Here is a 17652-nt window from a genome sequence, read left to right as displayed (position 1 = left end):
ATTCATCCATTATGCTATTATCTTCCTGTTTATTATTTTATATGTGTTGTTTTTTATAATAAGACTCTTCGCTGGATGGCGCTACGCCGGTCGCATTTTCAATGCGGGAATATGCAGGGGGAAGGCCATCTCAGAGTTCCGTAGCCCGAAGGCCTCCCCCTGCACCCCCACCCTCTTGGGCACGGAAGGAGTTCTGCGTTGTTGTGTGTGCTGCGTTGTTGACTTTTGTCTGTATGCTGCGGTACTCAGAATGGAACGTTGTGCCGATCTGGTTTCTGTATTCTTCGGTACTTATAGTGGTACGCTGTGCCGATCTGGTCCCTGTATTCTTCGATACTTATAGGAATATTCTATACCAGTCTGATATTTCAGGACAGGACGCCCAGTCCGCTTCCATCCCCCGCATGTTTTTTCCTGTCGGTTGGAAGCGTCAGCCAGAGGAAGGTGGCATCGGGCCGGGCTGCTGCGGAGGAGGGGTGATTACTACTTGGGCTGCGGGAGACGGCGTTATTGCGGCAGGGTCTGCTGTCTGAGCCGCAGGCGAGTTCTGGCCCTGCCGCAATGCTTTTAGCCGTCTCACGGAGCCCTAGTAGTATCCCCCGACGGAATCCCTGCCCGGAGCGATGCCACCTTCCTCTGGCGTCCCTCAACCACATCCACCTCTCAAAACCTCAAAAACATCCCCGACTGCATCCACTCCCGGAGCGATGCCACCTTTCTCTGGCATCCCTCAACCACATCCACCTAACAAAACCTCAAAAACACCCCCAACTACATCCACTCCCGGAGCAATGCCACCTTCCTCTGGCGTCCCTCGACCACATCCCCCCTAACGAAACCTCAAACGTATCCCCGCCTGCCTCCAATGCTAAAAGCAGACGTCAAAAAAAATCTCTCGCACAGGCATGAGACTCCGATATTCTCTTTCTCAGGTCTTCCGAAAAAAAATAAAATATATTATACTTATTGACAAGCGGATAAAAACATCCGCCTCTGTTTATAACAAGCATCACACAAAGGGAGGTTTTTATCATGGAATACAGACGTTTTGGAAACACGATCTATCTTCGTCTTGATCCGAAGGAAGAGATCCTGGAGGAGATCGGCAAGGTTGCAAAAAAAGAGAATATCCGCCTTGCACAGGTCACAGGCCTTGGCGCCATCAATGATTTCACTGCAGGCGTATACAACACAGTGACAAAGGAATACCACTCTATTCAGTTCCAGGGAGCGTTTGAGATCGTGTCACTTACCGGTACCGTTACCCGCAAAGACGGTGATGTTTATCTTCATCTCCATATCGCAGCCGGTGACGAGGAAGGCCATGTACACGGCGGTCATCTGAACCGTGCCATCATCAGCGCTACTGCCGAGATCCAGATCCAGGTGATCGACGGAGAGATCGGCCGTGAGTTCAGCCAGGAGATCGGTCTGAATCTGTTTAAATTCTGATTTTGCCAGAGGGATTCCGGACACAGTCTACTGCTTTACAGTTTAAAAATTTCATCACACATAAAAAGGGTGAAACTACACAGCATAATGCTGTCAGCTCACCCTTTTCTTTAGCTTCAATATTGCCCTCTTCCGCAATATCTGCAATGCTGTCACTGCTGTCGCCAAACTCTTCCGCACTCTCTGTCACGGTTCCGGCTTCCGCCAGCGGCATTTCCTCTTGTGCATAAGCCGTCACTGTTCCTGCTCCTGCTGACAGAGATGTGACTGTCACGGACGCCGCAAGCAGCCAGGCCATGATGGTACTCATCTTTTTTCGCATACCTGTTCTCCCTTTTCCTCTAATTCACTTTACAGTTTTCTGTAAAGCTGATATCACTGTGAATTTGCCTGATATTTTCTGTTCTGTCAACAAAGTGGATTTTAACAAAATCTGGTCAAACAGCTATTCGCAATTGAAGCAGAGGACTTCCCTGATTCACCGACATTTACATTGACAAATTCCCCTGTTATGATATACTTTGATGATAAAACTATTTTATACTAAAATTATTTAATGAAAGCAAATGAATGTGAGGATCTGATCATTATGAAGAATTTTAAAATCGGTAATAAACTTACGAGATTTCCCCTGATCCAGGGTGGAATGGGCGTTGGTATCAGCCTTGGCCGTCTGGCAGGCACCGTTGCAAAGGAAGGCGGGATTGGAATCATTTCCACCGCTCAGATCGGCTACCGGGAAAAGGATTTCGACCGGAATACCGAAGAAGCCAACCAGCGGGCTATCCTGTCCGAGATGAAAAAAGCACGCAGGATTTCTCCTGACGGTATCATCGGCTACAACATCATGGTTGCACTGAAGGAGTACGCATCTCATGTAAAAGCCGCTGTCCATGCCGGCGCTGACCTGATCATCTCCGGCGCAGGACTTCCTACAGAGCTCCCTGCTCTTGTCAGCGGAAGCAAAACAAAGATTGCCCCCATCGTCTCAACGGACAAATCTGCAAAGGTTATCCTGAAATACTGGGAAAGGAAGTACAAGCGCACTGCAGACCTTGTGGTGATCGAAGGTCCCCAGGCAGGCGGTCATCTGGGCTTCCACAAGGAAGAGCTGGATTCCTATACACCGGAAGCCTACGACAATGAGATCCGAAAGATCGTCCAGACTGTAAAAAGCTATGCCGCAAAATTCGGCACGGAAATCCCTGTAGTAGCTGCCGGCGGCATCGCCACGCACGAGGATGTAAAGCATGTCCTTGATCTTGGTGTGGACGGCGTTCAGGTCGCCACCCGTTTTATACCAACGGAAGAATGTGACGCAGACATCCGGCTGAAAGAATCCCTGATCCACGCCGCAAAGGACGACATTGCCATTGTAAAAAGTCCGGTAGGTATGCCGGGACGTGCCATTATGAATCCCTTCATGCAGCACGTCATGGCCGGTGAAAAAATCCCGCACAGTCCCTGCCACCGCTGCCTTGCCAAATGTTCCCCCGGCGAGATCCCTTACTGCATTACAGACAAGCTGATCGCCGCCGTAAAGGGCGACGTGGAAAACGGCCTGCTGTTCTGCGGAGCAAAGGCCTATATGGCAGATAAGATCGAAACCGTGCACGATGTGATCGCTGATCTGTTTGACACAGAATCGGAGTGCATCCGGCTGTCATAAAGATAAATCTGCGCCGCTAGGCGCACCTAAACAAAAGCCCCTGCTTTCATTGCTTTTCGCAGTGAAAACAGGGACTTTTTGTTTTTCTACCGGTTATCGATCTTTTCCGGGTACATGTCATGCTCTGTCAGACGTTTCCAGGCAATCTCCTCCCATCTGGTTCCGGCTTTTCCGTAATTGCAGTATGGATCAATGGAAATGCCGCCTCTCGGCGTAAATTTTCCCCAGACCTCAATGTATTTCGGATCCATGAGACGGATCAGATCCTTCATAATGATGTTCACGCAATCCTCATGAAAATCTCCGTGATTGCGGAAGCTGAAAAGATACAGCTTCAGAGATTTGCTCTCCACCATTTTTTCACCGGGTACGTAGGATATCGTGATCGTCGCGAAATCCGGCTGTCCGGTAATGGGACAAAGGCTTGTAAATTCCGGGCAGTTAAATTTTACAAAGTAATCGTTGTCCGGGTGCTTGTTCAAAAATGTTTCCAGTACCTCCGGAGCATAATTGTCCGGATATTTTACTTTCTGATTTCCGAGAAGGGTGATCCCTTCTTTTTCCAGGTTTTCTCTGCTCATATTTTTTTCCTTTCTATGGTCAAACGGATATTTTTGATCCGATCTATCTGTCAAGTGCCGGGTCCTTCACTCCATTGAGACGGAATGCCTCTGCTCTGTCAATACAGGTTCCACACACACCGCAGGGCTTTTCGCCGCCTTCGTAACAGCTCCAGGTCAGTTCATAAGGAACATTCAGCTCCAGGCCGGTTTTTACGATCTCTGCCTTTGTGCAGCTGACAAAAGGCGCCTCAACCTTCAGCTGGCCGCCGCTTCCCTGATAGATCGCCTCGTTGATCGCATTGTGAAACGCACTGCTGCAGTCCGGATATGCATTTCCGGCTGCATCATCCGCATGTGCTCCGTAATAGATCACACTGCAGTTTTTTGACAGCGCAATACTTGCTGCCGAGGAAAGAAATAATCCGTTCCGGAACGGCACATAGGTTGAAACCGGTGAACCATCGGTTTCCTTCAGCTGCTCTGCATAGCTTTCGTGCGGGATCTCTCTGTCTGAATGCTTCAGAAGCGAACAGTCACTGTACCGGAAGATCGGCTCCAGATCCAGATAAAGATGCTCCACTCCGTAATATTCTGCTGTTTTTCTGGCAGCCTCGATTTCTTTTGTGTGCTTCTGTCCGTAAGCTACTGTTAATGCAATTACATTCTCTTTTCCATATTTGTTTACGGCAAGCCCCAGGCAGGTGGTGGAATCCACACCGCCGCTTGCAAGTACAAGTGCTTTCATAGCGTTCTCCTTTTCTGCGGTATTTCTTGTTATATTGTGATATGTTTTCCTGTCATACTCCCCGTTTCTGCGGGTCCCAGATCACCTTATGAAGCTGGATCTGAAGCTTTACATCGTTGAGCTTTTTTTCCATAAGGAAATCCACGATCTCCACCGGCTGGATCCTGCCAAATACAGGGCTGAAATAAACTGCCGTTTTTCCGACCAGCCTGTACTTTTCCAGGATTTCCAGGGCTTTTTCCATATCTCTGCGGCTGCTGACCACGAATTTCAGCGTATCCTCACTGCCCAGAAGCTCCAGATTGGAAAGGAGCATCTCTTTTTCCATGCCGCTGTCCGGTGCTTTATAATCCATGGTAAAGGACGGACGTTTTTTTAATATATGATAAGGCTTCAGATCTACGCTTCCATTGGTCTCAATCTCCACCCGCTGGGATGGATCCTCCAGGATTGCCTCGATCAGCTCCTCCATGCCTTTCCGTAAAAGTGGTTCCCCGCCTGTAAGTGTCACATTTTTTACGCCTGTTTCACGGATCCAGGAAAGGATCTCTTCTTCTGTCAGCCTTTCACTCTCACATCCCGGCTCATTTGCCCAGCTGGTATCACAATAGCTGCACTGAAGATTGCAGCCCTTAAACCGGATAAAAGCGGCAAGCTCTCCTGCCCGTCTGCCCTCTCCGTTGATGCTGACAAATTTCTCTACAACCTGATAGGTACTCATAGCCATACCGCCTCCGTTTCTTCTTCCGTTTCCCGGTAAGCTGCACAGTTATTTGGTGTTTCGTAAACAACAGCTCTTTTTACAGGATAGCCCTTTTCTTCCATTTTCCTGAAAAAATACTCTGAAAAATTCTCTGCTGTAGGGCGAAAGGGAACCTTCACCAGATGAAAGCCTTCCTCATCCAGTGCTTCCAGCGTTTTCGGACGTAATGTATTTTCTTCATAGATCAGCGTGTGATCCATGGAATCTGCCAGCTCCCGAAGATCCTTTTTCAGATCTCCGAAGTCTACCAGCATCCCGCGCTCCTGACCGTTTTTCTCCAGCTTCTGGCTTTCGATCTCAATCTCCACATGCCAGCGATGGCCATGGATATTGGAACATTTGCCGGTGTAACCGGACAAAAAGTGTGCCGAATCGAAATCTGCTTCTGTTTTTAACTGATACATAAATTTTTCCTCCTTCTGGATCTGTCACACCACCCGAATATTTCCATAAATAAAAAAAGCCGGGATTCCCGGCCCTGATCCAGTTAAAGTAAAAAAAGGGCAGACCCGCCACGAGTCTGCCCTGATTCTCACATCTTCTTCAGCCCTGGTTTTATTTATAGACAGGATGGTACAAACGAACTGTCTTATATTAATTTGTATGGTATTTCCGGAGATACTGCATCAAACGATAAATCGGACCAGATATCCGCGTTCGCTGCTCACTCATGAGCGCAGTCGCTCCGCAACGATCTATGGGAACTTTCAACTCCGGAATTACGGTAAATTTTCTGCAGAATTATCTTCTTCCGCAGCACTTCTTATATTTCTTACCACTTCCGCACGGACACGGATCGTTGGGATAGATTTTTCTTGCAGATGCCGGCTGCATCGGCATTGCTGTCGGCACAAAGCTGTTCGGCATTGCAGTGTGCGGCTTGCCTGTGGCAAACGGCCATACTGCTCCTGAGATCTCATTCGGTGTGTAACCGCGGAATTCCAGCATTCTTGTGTTATTGTTTGCCTCCATGATCAGCTTTGTAAATTTCTCAAGCTGCTCATCGTTAAACTGGATCCCCTTCTGGTTCAGGTTTTCCATGATCGCTGACATTCTGCCATCCATGGAGCATTCTTTGTAAATAAAGAACAGTACCTGATCCTTCACTGCATCGGAAACCTTCATCTCATCCAGCAGGAATCTGCCCAGTCTCTGGTAAGAAGCAGATTTTGTTGGATACCCGTTTTCGGAATAATCCAGGATCTCATCTACAGACGGAATATAGAATTTCCGTCCACCCTGACGTCTCTCGATATCCTTGTAGATGTTATTGACCAGTGCGGATTTCAGGATCAGCTGATCCTCCGCAAGCTCACAGATACAGGCCTTCTCCGGAATGGTATGATACAGCTCGATGAAGCTGTCATATCCGATGTCAAAGCCTTTTCTCTGCTTAAACATCTCATATACGGTCTTTGCCGGTGCAGATACATACAGATAGCTTACCATAATAAGGCAATCCTTCAGCCAGTTTACCTGGCTGCGAAGTGTCTGGAACTCCGGTGTATTGATCTGATCGTAAACAGCTACAACCTCTGCCGGAACTTCTGCGTAATCATCACTGTAGGAAACAAGGTAGCCCATATCGTTCAGCCATTCTAATGTATTCCACTCATCCTCTGTAACATGGAAGCATTTTCTCTGAATAGCCGCCTCAAAAGCCAGTACCTCCTGATCGTCTGCTACGAGGAAGCTTGCTTTCATAACCTCCGGTTTAAGAACCTCTGCGGCAACCTTTGCGGCGATCTCTTCCTGATCCATTCCCTTGCAGTGAAGTCCAAGCTCACCTGCAATGCTGAGAAGGTCTTCTTTACGATAGGACATGAGGAAATCTTTTACTGTAGGATTTCTTCTGCTGCCTGTGGCTGCCTCATCTGCTTTTGCAGCTCTGGCTGCTGCCTCTACTGCCGCTACTGTTGCAGCAATGTCTTCCGATGCTTTGGCTGTTTCCACCTCAGTTTCAACTGCTGCAGTGCATCCCAGCTCTGGTGCCTCTGTCCAGTACGGATCATCCTCACCCTTTACTTCTTTTATAATAGAAGGAGCTTCTGCTGTTCCCTCGTCTTTCTTCTCAATATCAACTCTGTATTCCGGAGCTTCCTTATCCGCACCATACTGACGGAAGGTAAACCATTTCTCGGAATCCATAAGCTCTGCAGTCTCTGTCTCGCCTGCATTTAATAATGTGAAATTATTCTTCGCTTCTCCGTCACCGTTCTCACGGATCTGTACTTTTTTCTGAAAAAATTCAATCTCATATAGGCTGCCTGCCGGATACTGAACCAGTTTTTCAAGCATGGCTGCCATATTTGCAAATGTAACGTCAGCCGCAACAGTACAACGTCTCCATACCGGCGGTTTCGTTCCTTTTCTTGTGATTTTTAACTGATAAAACATTCCTGTGTTCCTCTCCTGTAAATATATGCCGGATCAGGAGATACGAATAACTCCTGATCCGGCGTAAGCAACTTCCCCTATGTTATACAAAAATAGAGAAATTGTCAATATTTGAGAGGCTTCTACAACACAATATCATATTTCTCAACCTGGATCACAGCATTTCCGTCACTGTGAAACAGGATCTCATCTGCTTCCACTGGTGTTGGGATCACGGTAGTCGCAGTTTTGCTTCCATCATTGATAAAAAGCTCTATGGAGCTTCGATCCAGGATAAAACGTAGCTTCAGATTTTGTCTGTCATCTGTGATCTGGAGCTTTCTTGTACATACAACATCACGCTGCACCCCGCTCCAGGTTCTGTCGATTTCCAGTATCTGTCTTTTTCGATCATAGGTAAAGACCGTTGTATATTCTTCATTGCGTGCAAGCTCGATCCGGAACTCATTGTACACATCCAATGCTTCCTGATTTGGATTTCCGGAGTTCCTGCTTCCATCCATGATGTCATCTGCGTTCTGCAGTTCCACAGTCAGATCGATCATTCGGCCACGGACGCCTTCAAGGCTTAAGCTCTCACCCACTTTTACATTCTCATAACAGCAACGGTTTTTCCGATAATTCTCAATTTCTCGGACCGGCTTCTGCCAGATCTTTCCGTCACGATATTCCAGCTCTCTCGGAAGAGTCATCATTCCCTGCCATCTCTGCTTTTCCTTGATCACACAGCTATCCCAGGATTTCATCCAGGCGATCATCACTCTTCTTCCATCTGGAAGAAGGGTTGTCTGCGGCGCATAAAAATCAAGTCCGTAGTCCAGACTTACCGGTGCGTCTTTTTCAAATGTATGTTTTTCGCTGTCATAATCTCCCGTAAAATACAGGGAATTATGTCCATTATGAAACTCATACCCTTTTGCCCGCATATGCTGCGGAGAACAGATCAGCACATGTTTATCCCCGAGCGGAAAGAAATCGGGGCATTCCCACATAACACCGATTTCTCCTGTGGAGTTCTCCGCAAGAATTGTTTCAAATTTCCATTCTTTCAGATCTTTACTGGAAAACAGAACTACCTGTCCAGGAATTTCTTCGCTGCGGCATCCTACGAGCATATGGTATGTTCCGTTATCTTCCCATACCTTCGGATCACGGAAATCAACTCTGCTGCATTTCTCCGGAAGCATATCCCCGGTGACTATCGGATTTTTCTCTGCCTTTACATAATCTTTTCCGTCACCCCAGGCAAGGCACTGATTCTGCCGGACTTCTTCTTTTCCATCCGGCAGCTTTTCTGTTGTAACTCCTGTGTAGATCAAAGCCTGTTTTCCATCCGCTTCAATAGCACTTCCGGAAAAGCATCCCTCTCGATCATATTCCTGATCCGGTGCAAGCGCTGTAGGAAGCTGCTCCCATCTGATCATATCCTCCGTCACACTGTGGCCCCAGTGCATAGGGCCCCAGTCACGGCTGTAAGGATGATACTGATAAAAAAGATGTACCTTTCCTTTAAAAACAGAAAATCCATTGGGATCATTGATCCAGCCAACCGGTGCAGATACATGAAAGGCCGGTTTCTCTTCCTGCGGGATATTTTTTGCTTCCTCTATTTCATAAAGACGTGCTTTTTCAAGTTTTTCACTCATACTCTGCTCTCTCTTTCTTTTTTATGTTTCTGACCGGTATCTTTTTCTGTTTTTATTTCTCTGTCTCACTAAGAGACTTCTGATACTGGTCAAAATATTTCTGTTTGATCGCCAGATAATCAGACAGTCCATACTGCTCCATCTTTTTCAGATAGGAATCCCATTCTTTATCGATGCCGCCATTCAGGATCCAGTCTGCTTTTTTCTGTTCCGCATACTTCTTGATATCCGTGTCATACTGAGATACTTTATTGGTATCATCAATACTCATAAATACATTCGGATACATATATTTACTGTTCATATCCTTAAGATATGTTTCGTGCATATTGTCGAGACGCCATTTTGCATCTGCCGGCTCTGTTACATATACATCGTAATACTCGTTAAGTATTGCCAACGGTCCGTTTACAGACTGTGCTTCACGAACCTCTACCGGAGATGCATCTCCCAGATCCATATGTTTCAGCATCTGACCACCTTCTGCATTCTCGGACATCTCAAAGATATTAAATGAATCTTTTTCCCCGTAAGTACCCCAGTTATTCTGCGGAGACTGGATCGGTACATACATCTGATCGATCCATGCTGCTGCCAGTGCCGTATTCCGACAGCTTGTAGTCAGAACGCAGCGTCCTCTGTCAAAGCCACTGGTTTCACTGTTATTCTGTCTTGTGATATTTACAAGACCATCCGGACCGGCCAGCGCCGGGAGCATTACATAATCTTCATTGTTATCAATATTTGCAATATCCCAGGTGAAACACAGACCATATCTGTGGTTCTTACCTTTTGCAACATAAGTTGACCATTCCTGGGTAAAAGCCTCCGGATCCACCAGCTTTTCTTCTACTAGCTGATGGAGCCACTGAATACCTTCTTTATAACCTTCCTGTACAGTTGTATAAATAACGGTTCCATCATCTTTTACTGCAAAATGATCACCGGTGTCACCATATCCTTCTCCGAATCCGTTGATGAGAATTGCAGGATCCTGATCACCATTATTGATGATAAAGGACATCGGGATCACACCACCCTCAATGTTGAATTTCTTTTCCAGTTTATCTGCATTGTCGCGGAAAGCGACCAGAACCTGTTCCAGTTCCTCAGTTGTAGTCGGAACGTCCAGCTTCAGATAATCCAGCCATTTTTTATTAATGTAGGGAATATCTCCAATTGCCTGAATGGCTTCTTTCCCCGCACCAAGCTGCTCGATCCATGGGAAAGAATAAATATGTCCGTCCGGTGCTGTACACATTGTTCTGTATTCCGGGTATTTTTCAAATACAGCCTTAAGATTCGGCATGTATTTATCAATGAGATTTTCTACCGGAATAATGATTCCCTGTTTGGCATAACGAAGAAGATCATAATCACTCATCCCTGCGTTAAAAAGTCCATCCGGAAGATTTCCGAACTGTGCCAGCGCCAGATTTTTTTTGTCATCAAACTGATCCGACACAAAACAGGTCCAGTCAATGTGGACATTGGTCTGCTTTTCCAGTCTTTTAAAAATCGTTCTTTCATTAGGTTCCTGTGTAGATGTTGCAGGTGCACTGGTAATAAAAGACAGCTCTGCTTTTTCTTTCAGAGGAAAGGACACATCTTCCACCGGGGTATCCGGATCTGTTTCTGCTTTCATGTGTTCTTTTCCATTTCCACATCCGGCACTGCATACCATTATAATTGCAGAAAGCCCGATTGCCAATAATGCCTTCATTCTTTTTTTCATCATTATCAACCTCCTGTCATCAGCCTTTTACAGAACCAACCATAATGCCCTGGTCAAAATATTTCTGGAAGAATGGATACATGATCAGAAGCGGTAAACTTGATACAATGATCGTAGCATATTTCAGAAGCTCCGCTACCTTTGCCATCTGTGCAGTACTCTGGATATCTGCGATCATTCCGGGCTGCGGTGTATTCTGTACAAGGATGGAACGAAGTACCAGCTGCAATGGCTGCAGTTTCGCATCATTCAAATAAATCATAGCGTCAAAATAACTGTTCCACATTCCTACAAAGGACCACAGTGCAAGCACTGCGATGATCGGTTTGCATACCGGCATCATAATCTTGAAAAAATGCTCGATTTCCGTGGCACCGTCAATGGCAGATGCCTCTCTGAGTTCCTTGGGGATAGACTGATAATAGGTTCTGGCAAGGATCATGTTCCAGACATTAAACGCACCCGGAAGCAGGATTGCCCAGATTGTATTTACCAGATGCAGCTGATTGATCAGGATAAAAGTCGGGATCATTCCTCCACCGAAAAACATGGTAATGAGAAAAATAACATTGAAGAAATTTCTTCCCACAAATTCTTTCTTGGACATTGGATATGCTGCCAGCAGAGTTACCAGAACTGAAATAATGGTAAACACCAGGGAATAAAAAAATGAGTTTGCAAAGCCTCTCCAGATCATATTATTTTCAAGAACTCTGCGGTACGCATCGATCGTCCACTTCCGCACATCAAAGCTGATCCCCTGGCTGTTCAGCACATTCGGATCCATAAAGGATGCGATCACAACATATAAAAGCGGAACCAGAATGGAAAGTACAAATGCACCCAGAAGTACGTATCCGATTCCTAAAATGGCTTTGTCAGATGCCGAATATTTCTTTTTCTTTGCTTTTGCCATAACAGCACCTCCTATAATCCCTCTCCGTCATTCAGTTTCTTGACTACCCAGTTTACAAAGATCAAAAGAATTACATTGATCACTGAATTAAACAGCCCCACTGCTGTAGAATATCCATAGTCTCCATTCAGAAGACCGATTCTGTATACATAAGTAGAAAGAATCTCAGATGCAGGAAGGTTCATATCTGTCTGCAGTGCATATGCTTTTTCAAAACCAATGCTCATAATATTTCCGGCCTGAAGGATAAACTGGATCACAATGATGTTTTTAATAGCCGGAAGCTGTACATACCAGATCTGCTGCAGGATATTTGCTCCATCCACCACTGCTGCCTCTTCCAGATCCTTACTTGCATTGGCAAGTGCTGCAGTATACATAATGGATGCCCATCCGGCTGTCTGCCAGATTCCGCTGGCTATGTAAATGGTACGAAATGCTGCCGGCATAGTCATCCAGTTGGCATCGGAACCGATCAGTTTATTCAGCGGACCTACCGGTGAAAGAAACATACGAACCATACCACAGAGTACGATAACGGAAATAAAATTCGGCGCATAGATCAGAAGCTGAATTTTTTTCCTGATCCCGGCTCTCCGGATCTGATTCAGAAGAAGTGCCAGGATGATCGGAATCGGAAATCCCCACAGCAGTCCGTAAATACTCAGTTTCAAAGTGTTCACAAGATAATTCATAAAATCCGGTGATGCCAGAAATCTCCGGAAGTATTCCAGTCCTACCCATTTGCTTCCAAATACACCATCAATGACATTGTAATCCTCAAAAGCGATCAGTACGCCACCCATGGGCACGTATTTGAAGATGATCGTCAGAAGAAGTGCAGGCAGCAGAAAAAACACATACAGCTGCCAGTTCTTTTTCACATACTGAAGCTTTTCTGCAGCAGTTCTTTTTCCTGCCGGAACAGCTTTCGCAGAACCTTTTTTCATTCTCTTTTCCTCCCGTTTTTGTTCTTTCGTTCTTGTTTAGTAACCGGTAAAGTAACCGGTTACTTTATAATTTGATACTACTATATGACATAGCTTCTGTCAACCTTTTTTGTTAATTTATTCAAGAAAAGTTACCGGTAACTTAACTGGTTATTTTTTTATTGCTATTTAACGTCTGTATTGTTATACTTAATTACATCAATCCAATTATCTTGTACGGTCTGCAGATTTCTCTTATATGATCACATCTGCATTCCGTATCATAACTTTCTGCTGTTAAAAGGAGACTATTTTTTTATGGCTAAAAAACAGGTAACATTTGCCGATATTGCAGAATACACTGGTTTTTCCAAGACTACGATCTCCAGATATTTCAATCATCCGGATTCTCTGACCCTGGAAAATCAGGAAAAGATCGCAAAAGCCCTTGATGAGCTCGGCTACAGAAAAAACAAGCTTGCCAGGGTTCTTGCCAATGGAAAAAGCGAATTTGTAGGGATCATTGTCCCGAACCTTTATCTTCATTATTATTCCGAAATGCTGACACAGCTTCTTCGAAGTTACTCCGATTATCATTACAAATTTCTGGTTTTTGTCAGTGATGGCGGTCCGGAGAAAGAAATGCAGTATCTGGACGAGCTGATGGCTTATAAGATTGAAGGACTTATTGTTCTCAGCCATACTCTTTCCTCTGAAAAACTGGCTTCCTATAATATTCCTGTGATCGCCATTGAACGTGAAGCAGAACATATATGCAGCGTTACAACAGACAATTACATGGGCAGCATGCAGGCTACTTCTCTGCTGATACGCAATCAGTGTGATGTACTGATCCACATCAATGTCCATGTACCTGAGAATATTCCGGCTTATGACCGTATCCGTGCCTTTGAGGAAACATGCCGGGAATATCATGTTCCTTATGAACTGAACCTTAATGTTTCCGGTGATTCCTATCAGGCGCTTTTTGAACAGATGCGTGTGATCTTTCAGGATATTGACAGTAAATATTCCGGTCAGAAAAAAGGCATATTTTTATCCAATGATACTTACGCAAATATATTTCTCAATCTGATCTTCCAGAAATACAACTGTCTGCCGGATGAATATCAGATCATCGGATTCGATAATTCACCCATTGCTGCGGAGTCCATCATTCCGATCACTACTATTGGACAGCAGATTGATGTGATCGCACAGACTACCATGGAACTGCTTGTGGAACAGATGAACGAAATGAAGAAAAGAAAACCGTCACCGCTTCAAAAACCGATCCACAAAAAGATCACTCCTGTTCTGATACGACGGCAGACAACAGGAGACTGAAAATACTTACAACATTTTTCCATATTCCATAACAACCCGTATATTCATGTACCGGAAACTTCATGCTATAATTCTGTGGAAAAATGTCAGATAACCATTACCGCCGGGAAATATTTTACAGGTTTCCCGACATCTATAAATATCTATTCAGGGAGGAAATCATGAAAAAAGATCAGGAAATTTTTCAGGAACGTTTAAACCATCATCACGACGAGCTTCGATGGCTGTACACAGAGCTTTATCACAATGACGATATGTTTGCAGAGCTCTGCGACCAGATGTACCAGTATTTTACAGCACGCCGCCGCGCGCTCAAAAACCGCGACCTGGAAAGAGAAAAAAATCCGGACTGGTTCCGCCAGAAGGATATGCTTGGCATGATGCTCTATATTGACAATTTTGCCGGCAACATCAAGGGAGTTTCTGCCAAGCTTCCATATCTTAAGGAATGCAACGTGAACTGCCTGCATCTGATGCCGTTTCTGGACACTCCGAAGGGCCGTTCCGACGGTGGTTACGCAGTAGCCGACTTCCGCAAAGTCCGCCCGGACCTTGGTACTATGAAGGACCTGGCTGCCCTTGCAGATAAATGCCACAAAAACGGAATGAACCTGTGTATGGATTTTGTTATGAACCACACCTCCGAGGATCATGAGTGGGCCAAAAAAGCACGCCAGGGTGACGGCGAATATATGAGCCGTTACTTCTTCTACAACAACCGTGAAATCCCGGACGAGTACGAAAAAACCGTACCACAGGTATTCCCAACCACTGCTCCGGGGAACTTTACCTGGCTTCCGGATATCGGTCACTATGTCATGACTACCTTTTATCCGTACCAGTGGGATCTGAACTACGGCAATCCCCGTGTTTTCAATGAGATGATGTACAACTTCCTCTTCCTTGCAAACCAGGGAATGGACGTGATCCGTATCGATGCGGTTCCGTATATCTGGAAGGAACTGGGAACTCCCTGCCGTAACCTGAAGCAGGTGCATACGATCGTTCGTATGATGCGTATGATCGCCGAGATCGTCTGCCCAAGTGTTGTACTTCTGGGTGAGGTCGTTATGGAGCCGGAGAAGGTTGTTCCTTATTTCGGAACTGTAGAGAAGCCGGAATGCCATATGCTTTACAATGTAACAACCATGGCTACAACCTGGAACAGCATTGCCACTCGTGATATCCGCCTTCTGAAAAAACAGATGGATATTGTAAACAGCCTTCCGAAACAGTACACCTTCCTGAATTATCTCCGCTGCCATGACGATATCGGCTGGGGACTTGATTTCGCCACCCTGAAGGAATGGGGCATGGATGAGCCATCCCATAAGCGTTACCTGAATGATTTCTTTACAGGAAAGCATCCGGGAAGCGATAGCCGCGGAGAGCTCTATAATGATGACCCGGTAACTCAGGATGCCCGCTTCTGCGGAACTACTGCTTCCATGTGCGGGATCGAGGCTGCTCTTTTTGAAAAAGATGACGAGAAGCTGAAAAGGGGTATCCGCGAGGATCTGATGCTTCACGCATATATGCTTACCCAGTCCGGGATCCCGATGCTTTACAGCTCCGATGAAATCGGACGTCTCAATGATTATTCCTATAAAGAGGATCCGGATAAGGCTGCAGATTCCCGCTATATCCACCGTGGTGCTTTCCAGTGGGAGCTTGCCGGAAAAAGAAACTCCAAATCCTCCGTTGAGGGACAGATCTTCCAGACTCTTAGCCGCATGGAGCAGATCCGCAGCCAGGAATCTGTTTTTGATAAGGACTGTGACGTGTATACATACGATGTTCATGATGACAGCATTCTCTGCATCCTCCGCCAGAAAGGAAACGAACGTTTCATCGGAATCTTCAATTTCAGTGACAGCAAAAAAACTGCCTGGATGCAGGAGGAAGGAACCTTCCGCGATCTGATCACTGACCAGACACTGGAGCTTAAGGACGTGGAGCTTCCGGCTTATGGATTTATGTGGTGTAAGAGGATGTAACTGTTACTTGGTAAATAAAAAAGACGTGGACTTACGGATCCACGTCTTTTTATTATGTTATATCTTTATTTTTTATAAGCTGTTCTGGTATTCAGAAATTACTTGCAGAGCTCCTCTGCCATTGCATCGATCTCTGCCACATTCTCATCGCTGAGGGAGGACATGATCTTTACATTGTTCTCAAGCCATGTGATATTTTTACTCTTCTCGAACATTCCTTTCATGACTTTAGCTGCAGTCGGTGCCCAGCTTCCGTTCTCAATGAGGCCGATGGTGCGGTTCTGGTAATTACGCTCTGTCAGGTTCTCGATGAATGTACGCATAAACGGGAATGCTTCTCCGTTGTATGTAATGCTGGCCAGTACCAGCTTGCCGTAGCGGAAAGCATCCTCCACTGCCTCTGCCATGTCTTCTCTTGCAAGATCGCAGACAACAACCTTCGGGCAGCCCTTTTCCTCCAGCTTCTGTGCAAGAAGCTCTGCTGCTTTCTTTGTATGTCCGTATACAGATGTGTAGGCGATCATTACGCCTTCACTCTCTACTTTATAAGAAGACCAGATATCATATTTCTCCAGATAATGTCCAAGATTCTCGGTAAGGACCGGTCCGTGGAGCGGGCAGATGGTCTGGATATCAAGAGTTGCTGCTGCCTTGAGAAGCTTCTGTACCTGCGGACCGTATTTTCCGACGATTCCGATATAGTAGCGACGTGCTTCGCAGTCCCAGTCCTCTTCTACATCAAGAGCTCCGAATTTGCCAAAGCCGTCTGCGGAAAACAGAACTTTGTCTGTGCTGTCATATGTAACCATAACCTCCGGCCAGTGAACCATCGGTGCAAATACAAAGGTAAGGACGTGTTTTCCAAGTGTCAGGGTATCACCGTTGGCTACAATATGTTTCTTTCCTTCCAGATCCATTCCACGGAAGAAATTCTCCATCATGGTAAAGGTCTTTGTGTTGGCAACAACAGTTGTATCCGGGTATGCTTTCATGAAATTCTCAATGTTTGCTGCATGGTCCGGCTCCATATGCTGGACTACAAGATAATCCGGTTTCGCACCATCCAGAACCTCTGCAACTTTTCCCAGCCACTCTTCTGTGAAGCCGGCATCTACAGTGTCCATAACTGCGATCTTCTCATCTTTGATCACATAGGAATTGTAGGACATTCCGTTTGGCACTACATACTGTCCCTCAAACAGGTCTACCTGATGATCGTTTACTCCTACATAATAAATATCATTTCCGATTTTCATTGTATAGAGTTCCTCCTTAGTCTGCTGTATTTTATATTTCCAATATTTCTGAAAATACTTTCTTATTGCTCTCATTTATTATATCATTGTTCGTACTGAAATCAATGTAGAATCTATAAATAAAAACAAACCTCTGCGCCTGGTAAAAGAGCTATTTTCCCCTCTTTACAAACCTATTCCAACATAGTATTGTATACCTTGGATGAAGGAATTTTTTATAATTTTTATGAGGTAAAC

General features: G+C 45.5%; 14 protein-coding genes and 1 pseudogene. 4 read left to right on the top strand and 11 right to left on the bottom strand.

Annotation, left to right across the window (positions count from 1 at the left end; all coding sequences use genetic code 11):
* Nucleotides 1-1032 precede the first annotated feature (1032 nt).
* Nucleotides 1033-1452 carry a PPC domain-containing DNA-binding protein gene (locus tag BLP57_RS10795; RefSeq protein WP_044962367.1) on the top strand — a complete coding sequence of 140 codons (420 nt, stop codon included), beginning with the start codon at nucleotides 1033-1035 and terminating at the stop codon, nucleotides 1450-1452.
* Here the strand turns inward: BLP57_RS10795 and BLP57_RS10790 are convergent.
* Complete coding sequence (locus tag BLP57_RS10790; RefSeq protein ID WP_092071631.1) at nucleotides 1442-1774, bottom strand: hypothetical protein; 333 nt, start codon at nucleotides 1772-1774, stop codon at nucleotides 1442-1444. The genes BLP57_RS10795 and BLP57_RS10790 overlap by 11 nt on opposite strands.
* A 267-nt stretch (nucleotides 1775-2041) precedes the next feature.
* Here BLP57_RS10790 and BLP57_RS10785 point away from each other — a divergent pair, with 267 nt between their 5' ends.
* Nucleotides 2042-3121, top strand: a complete 1080-nt coding sequence (locus tag BLP57_RS10785; protein WP_092071658.1) for an NAD(P)H-dependent flavin oxidoreductase — start codon at nucleotides 2042-2044, stop codon at nucleotides 3119-3121.
* A gap of 86 nt (nucleotides 3122-3207) precedes the next feature.
* Here the strand turns inward: BLP57_RS10785 and queF are convergent, their stop codons facing one another.
* From queF to BLP57_RS10740, 9 genes are all read right to left on the bottom strand, one after another.
* Nucleotides 3208-3702 (bottom strand): preQ(1) synthase, encoded by a 495-nt coding sequence (gene queF, locus BLP57_RS10780; protein ID WP_015526640.1) that lies wholly within the window; start codon nucleotides 3700-3702, stop codon nucleotides 3208-3210.
* Nucleotides 3703-3745: 43 nt separating this feature from the next.
* A complete protein-coding gene (gene queC / locus BLP57_RS10775) occupies nucleotides 3746-4462 on the bottom strand; it encodes a 7-cyano-7-deazaguanine synthase QueC (protein WP_255363774.1) in 717 nt (238 codons plus the stop codon).
* 19 nt (nucleotides 4463-4481) lie between these two features.
* Nucleotides 4482-5150 carry a putative 7-carboxy-7-deazaguanine synthase QueE gene (gene queE / locus BLP57_RS10770; RefSeq protein ID WP_059086406.1) on the bottom strand — a complete coding sequence of 223 codons (669 nt, stop codon included), beginning with the start codon at nucleotides 5148-5150 and terminating at the stop codon, nucleotides 4482-4484.
* Nucleotides 5147-5596: a 6-carboxytetrahydropterin synthase QueD gene (gene queD / locus BLP57_RS10765; RefSeq protein WP_092071623.1), complete on the bottom strand. Its 450-nt coding sequence runs from the start codon at nucleotides 5594-5596 to the stop codon at nucleotides 5147-5149. The genes queE and queD overlap by 4 nt, the downstream gene beginning before the upstream one ends.
* A gap of 337 nt (nucleotides 5597-5933) precedes the next feature.
* The gene (locus tag BLP57_RS10760) at nucleotides 5934-7589 is read right to left on the bottom strand and encodes a YecA family protein (protein WP_092071620.1); all 1656 of its coding nucleotides are present in this window, start codon (nucleotides 7587-7589) and stop codon (nucleotides 5934-5936) included.
* 122 nt (nucleotides 7590-7711) lie between these two features.
* The gene (locus BLP57_RS10755; protein WP_092071617.1) at nucleotides 7712-9235 is read right to left on the bottom strand and encodes a glycoside hydrolase family 32 protein; all 1524 of its coding nucleotides are present in this window, start codon (nucleotides 9233-9235) and stop codon (nucleotides 7712-7714) included.
* Between the two features lie 52 nt (nucleotides 9236-9287).
* Nucleotides 9288-10919, bottom strand: coding sequence for an ABC transporter substrate-binding protein (locus BLP57_RS10750; RefSeq protein ID WP_442855620.1), 1632 nt, complete (start codon nucleotides 10917-10919; stop codon nucleotides 9288-9290).
* Nucleotides 10920-10989: 70 nt separating this feature from the next.
* Nucleotides 10990-11886, bottom strand: a complete 897-nt coding sequence (locus BLP57_RS10745) for a carbohydrate ABC transporter permease (RefSeq protein ID WP_015526648.1) — start codon at nucleotides 11884-11886, stop codon at nucleotides 10990-10992.
* 11 nt (nucleotides 11887-11897) lie between these two features.
* On the bottom strand, nucleotides 11898-12836 hold the full coding sequence (locus BLP57_RS10740) for an ABC transporter permease (protein WP_015526649.1): 939 nt from the start codon (nucleotides 12834-12836) through the stop codon (nucleotides 11898-11900).
* A 297-nt stretch (nucleotides 12837-13133) separates the two neighbouring features.
* Between BLP57_RS10740 and BLP57_RS10735 the strand changes: the two genes are divergently transcribed.
* Nucleotides 13134-14162, top strand: a complete 1029-nt coding sequence (locus BLP57_RS10735; protein WP_092071614.1) for a LacI family DNA-binding transcriptional regulator — start codon at nucleotides 13134-13136, stop codon at nucleotides 14160-14162.
* Nucleotides 14163-14323: 161 nt separating this feature from the next.
* Nucleotides 14324-16159, top strand: coding sequence for an amylosucrase (locus BLP57_RS10730; RefSeq protein ID WP_175442978.1), 1836 nt, complete (start codon nucleotides 14324-14326; stop codon nucleotides 16157-16159).
* 101 nt (nucleotides 16160-16260) lie between these two features.
* Here the strand turns inward: BLP57_RS10730 and BLP57_RS10725 are convergent.
* Nucleotides 16261-17415, bottom strand: a pseudogene (locus tag BLP57_RS10725) (FprA family A-type flavoprotein); the annotation flags it as partial.
* Between the last annotated feature and the right edge of the window lie 237 nt (nucleotides 17416-17652).

This window comes from Blautia sp. SF-50 (assembly GCF_900101315.1).
Classification (GTDB): domain Bacteria; phylum Bacillota; class Clostridia; order Lachnospirales; family Lachnospiraceae; genus Blautia_A; species Blautia_A fusiformis.
Note: the sequence above shows the minus strand (reverse complement) of the source record. Positions and strands in the feature narration are given on the sequence as shown.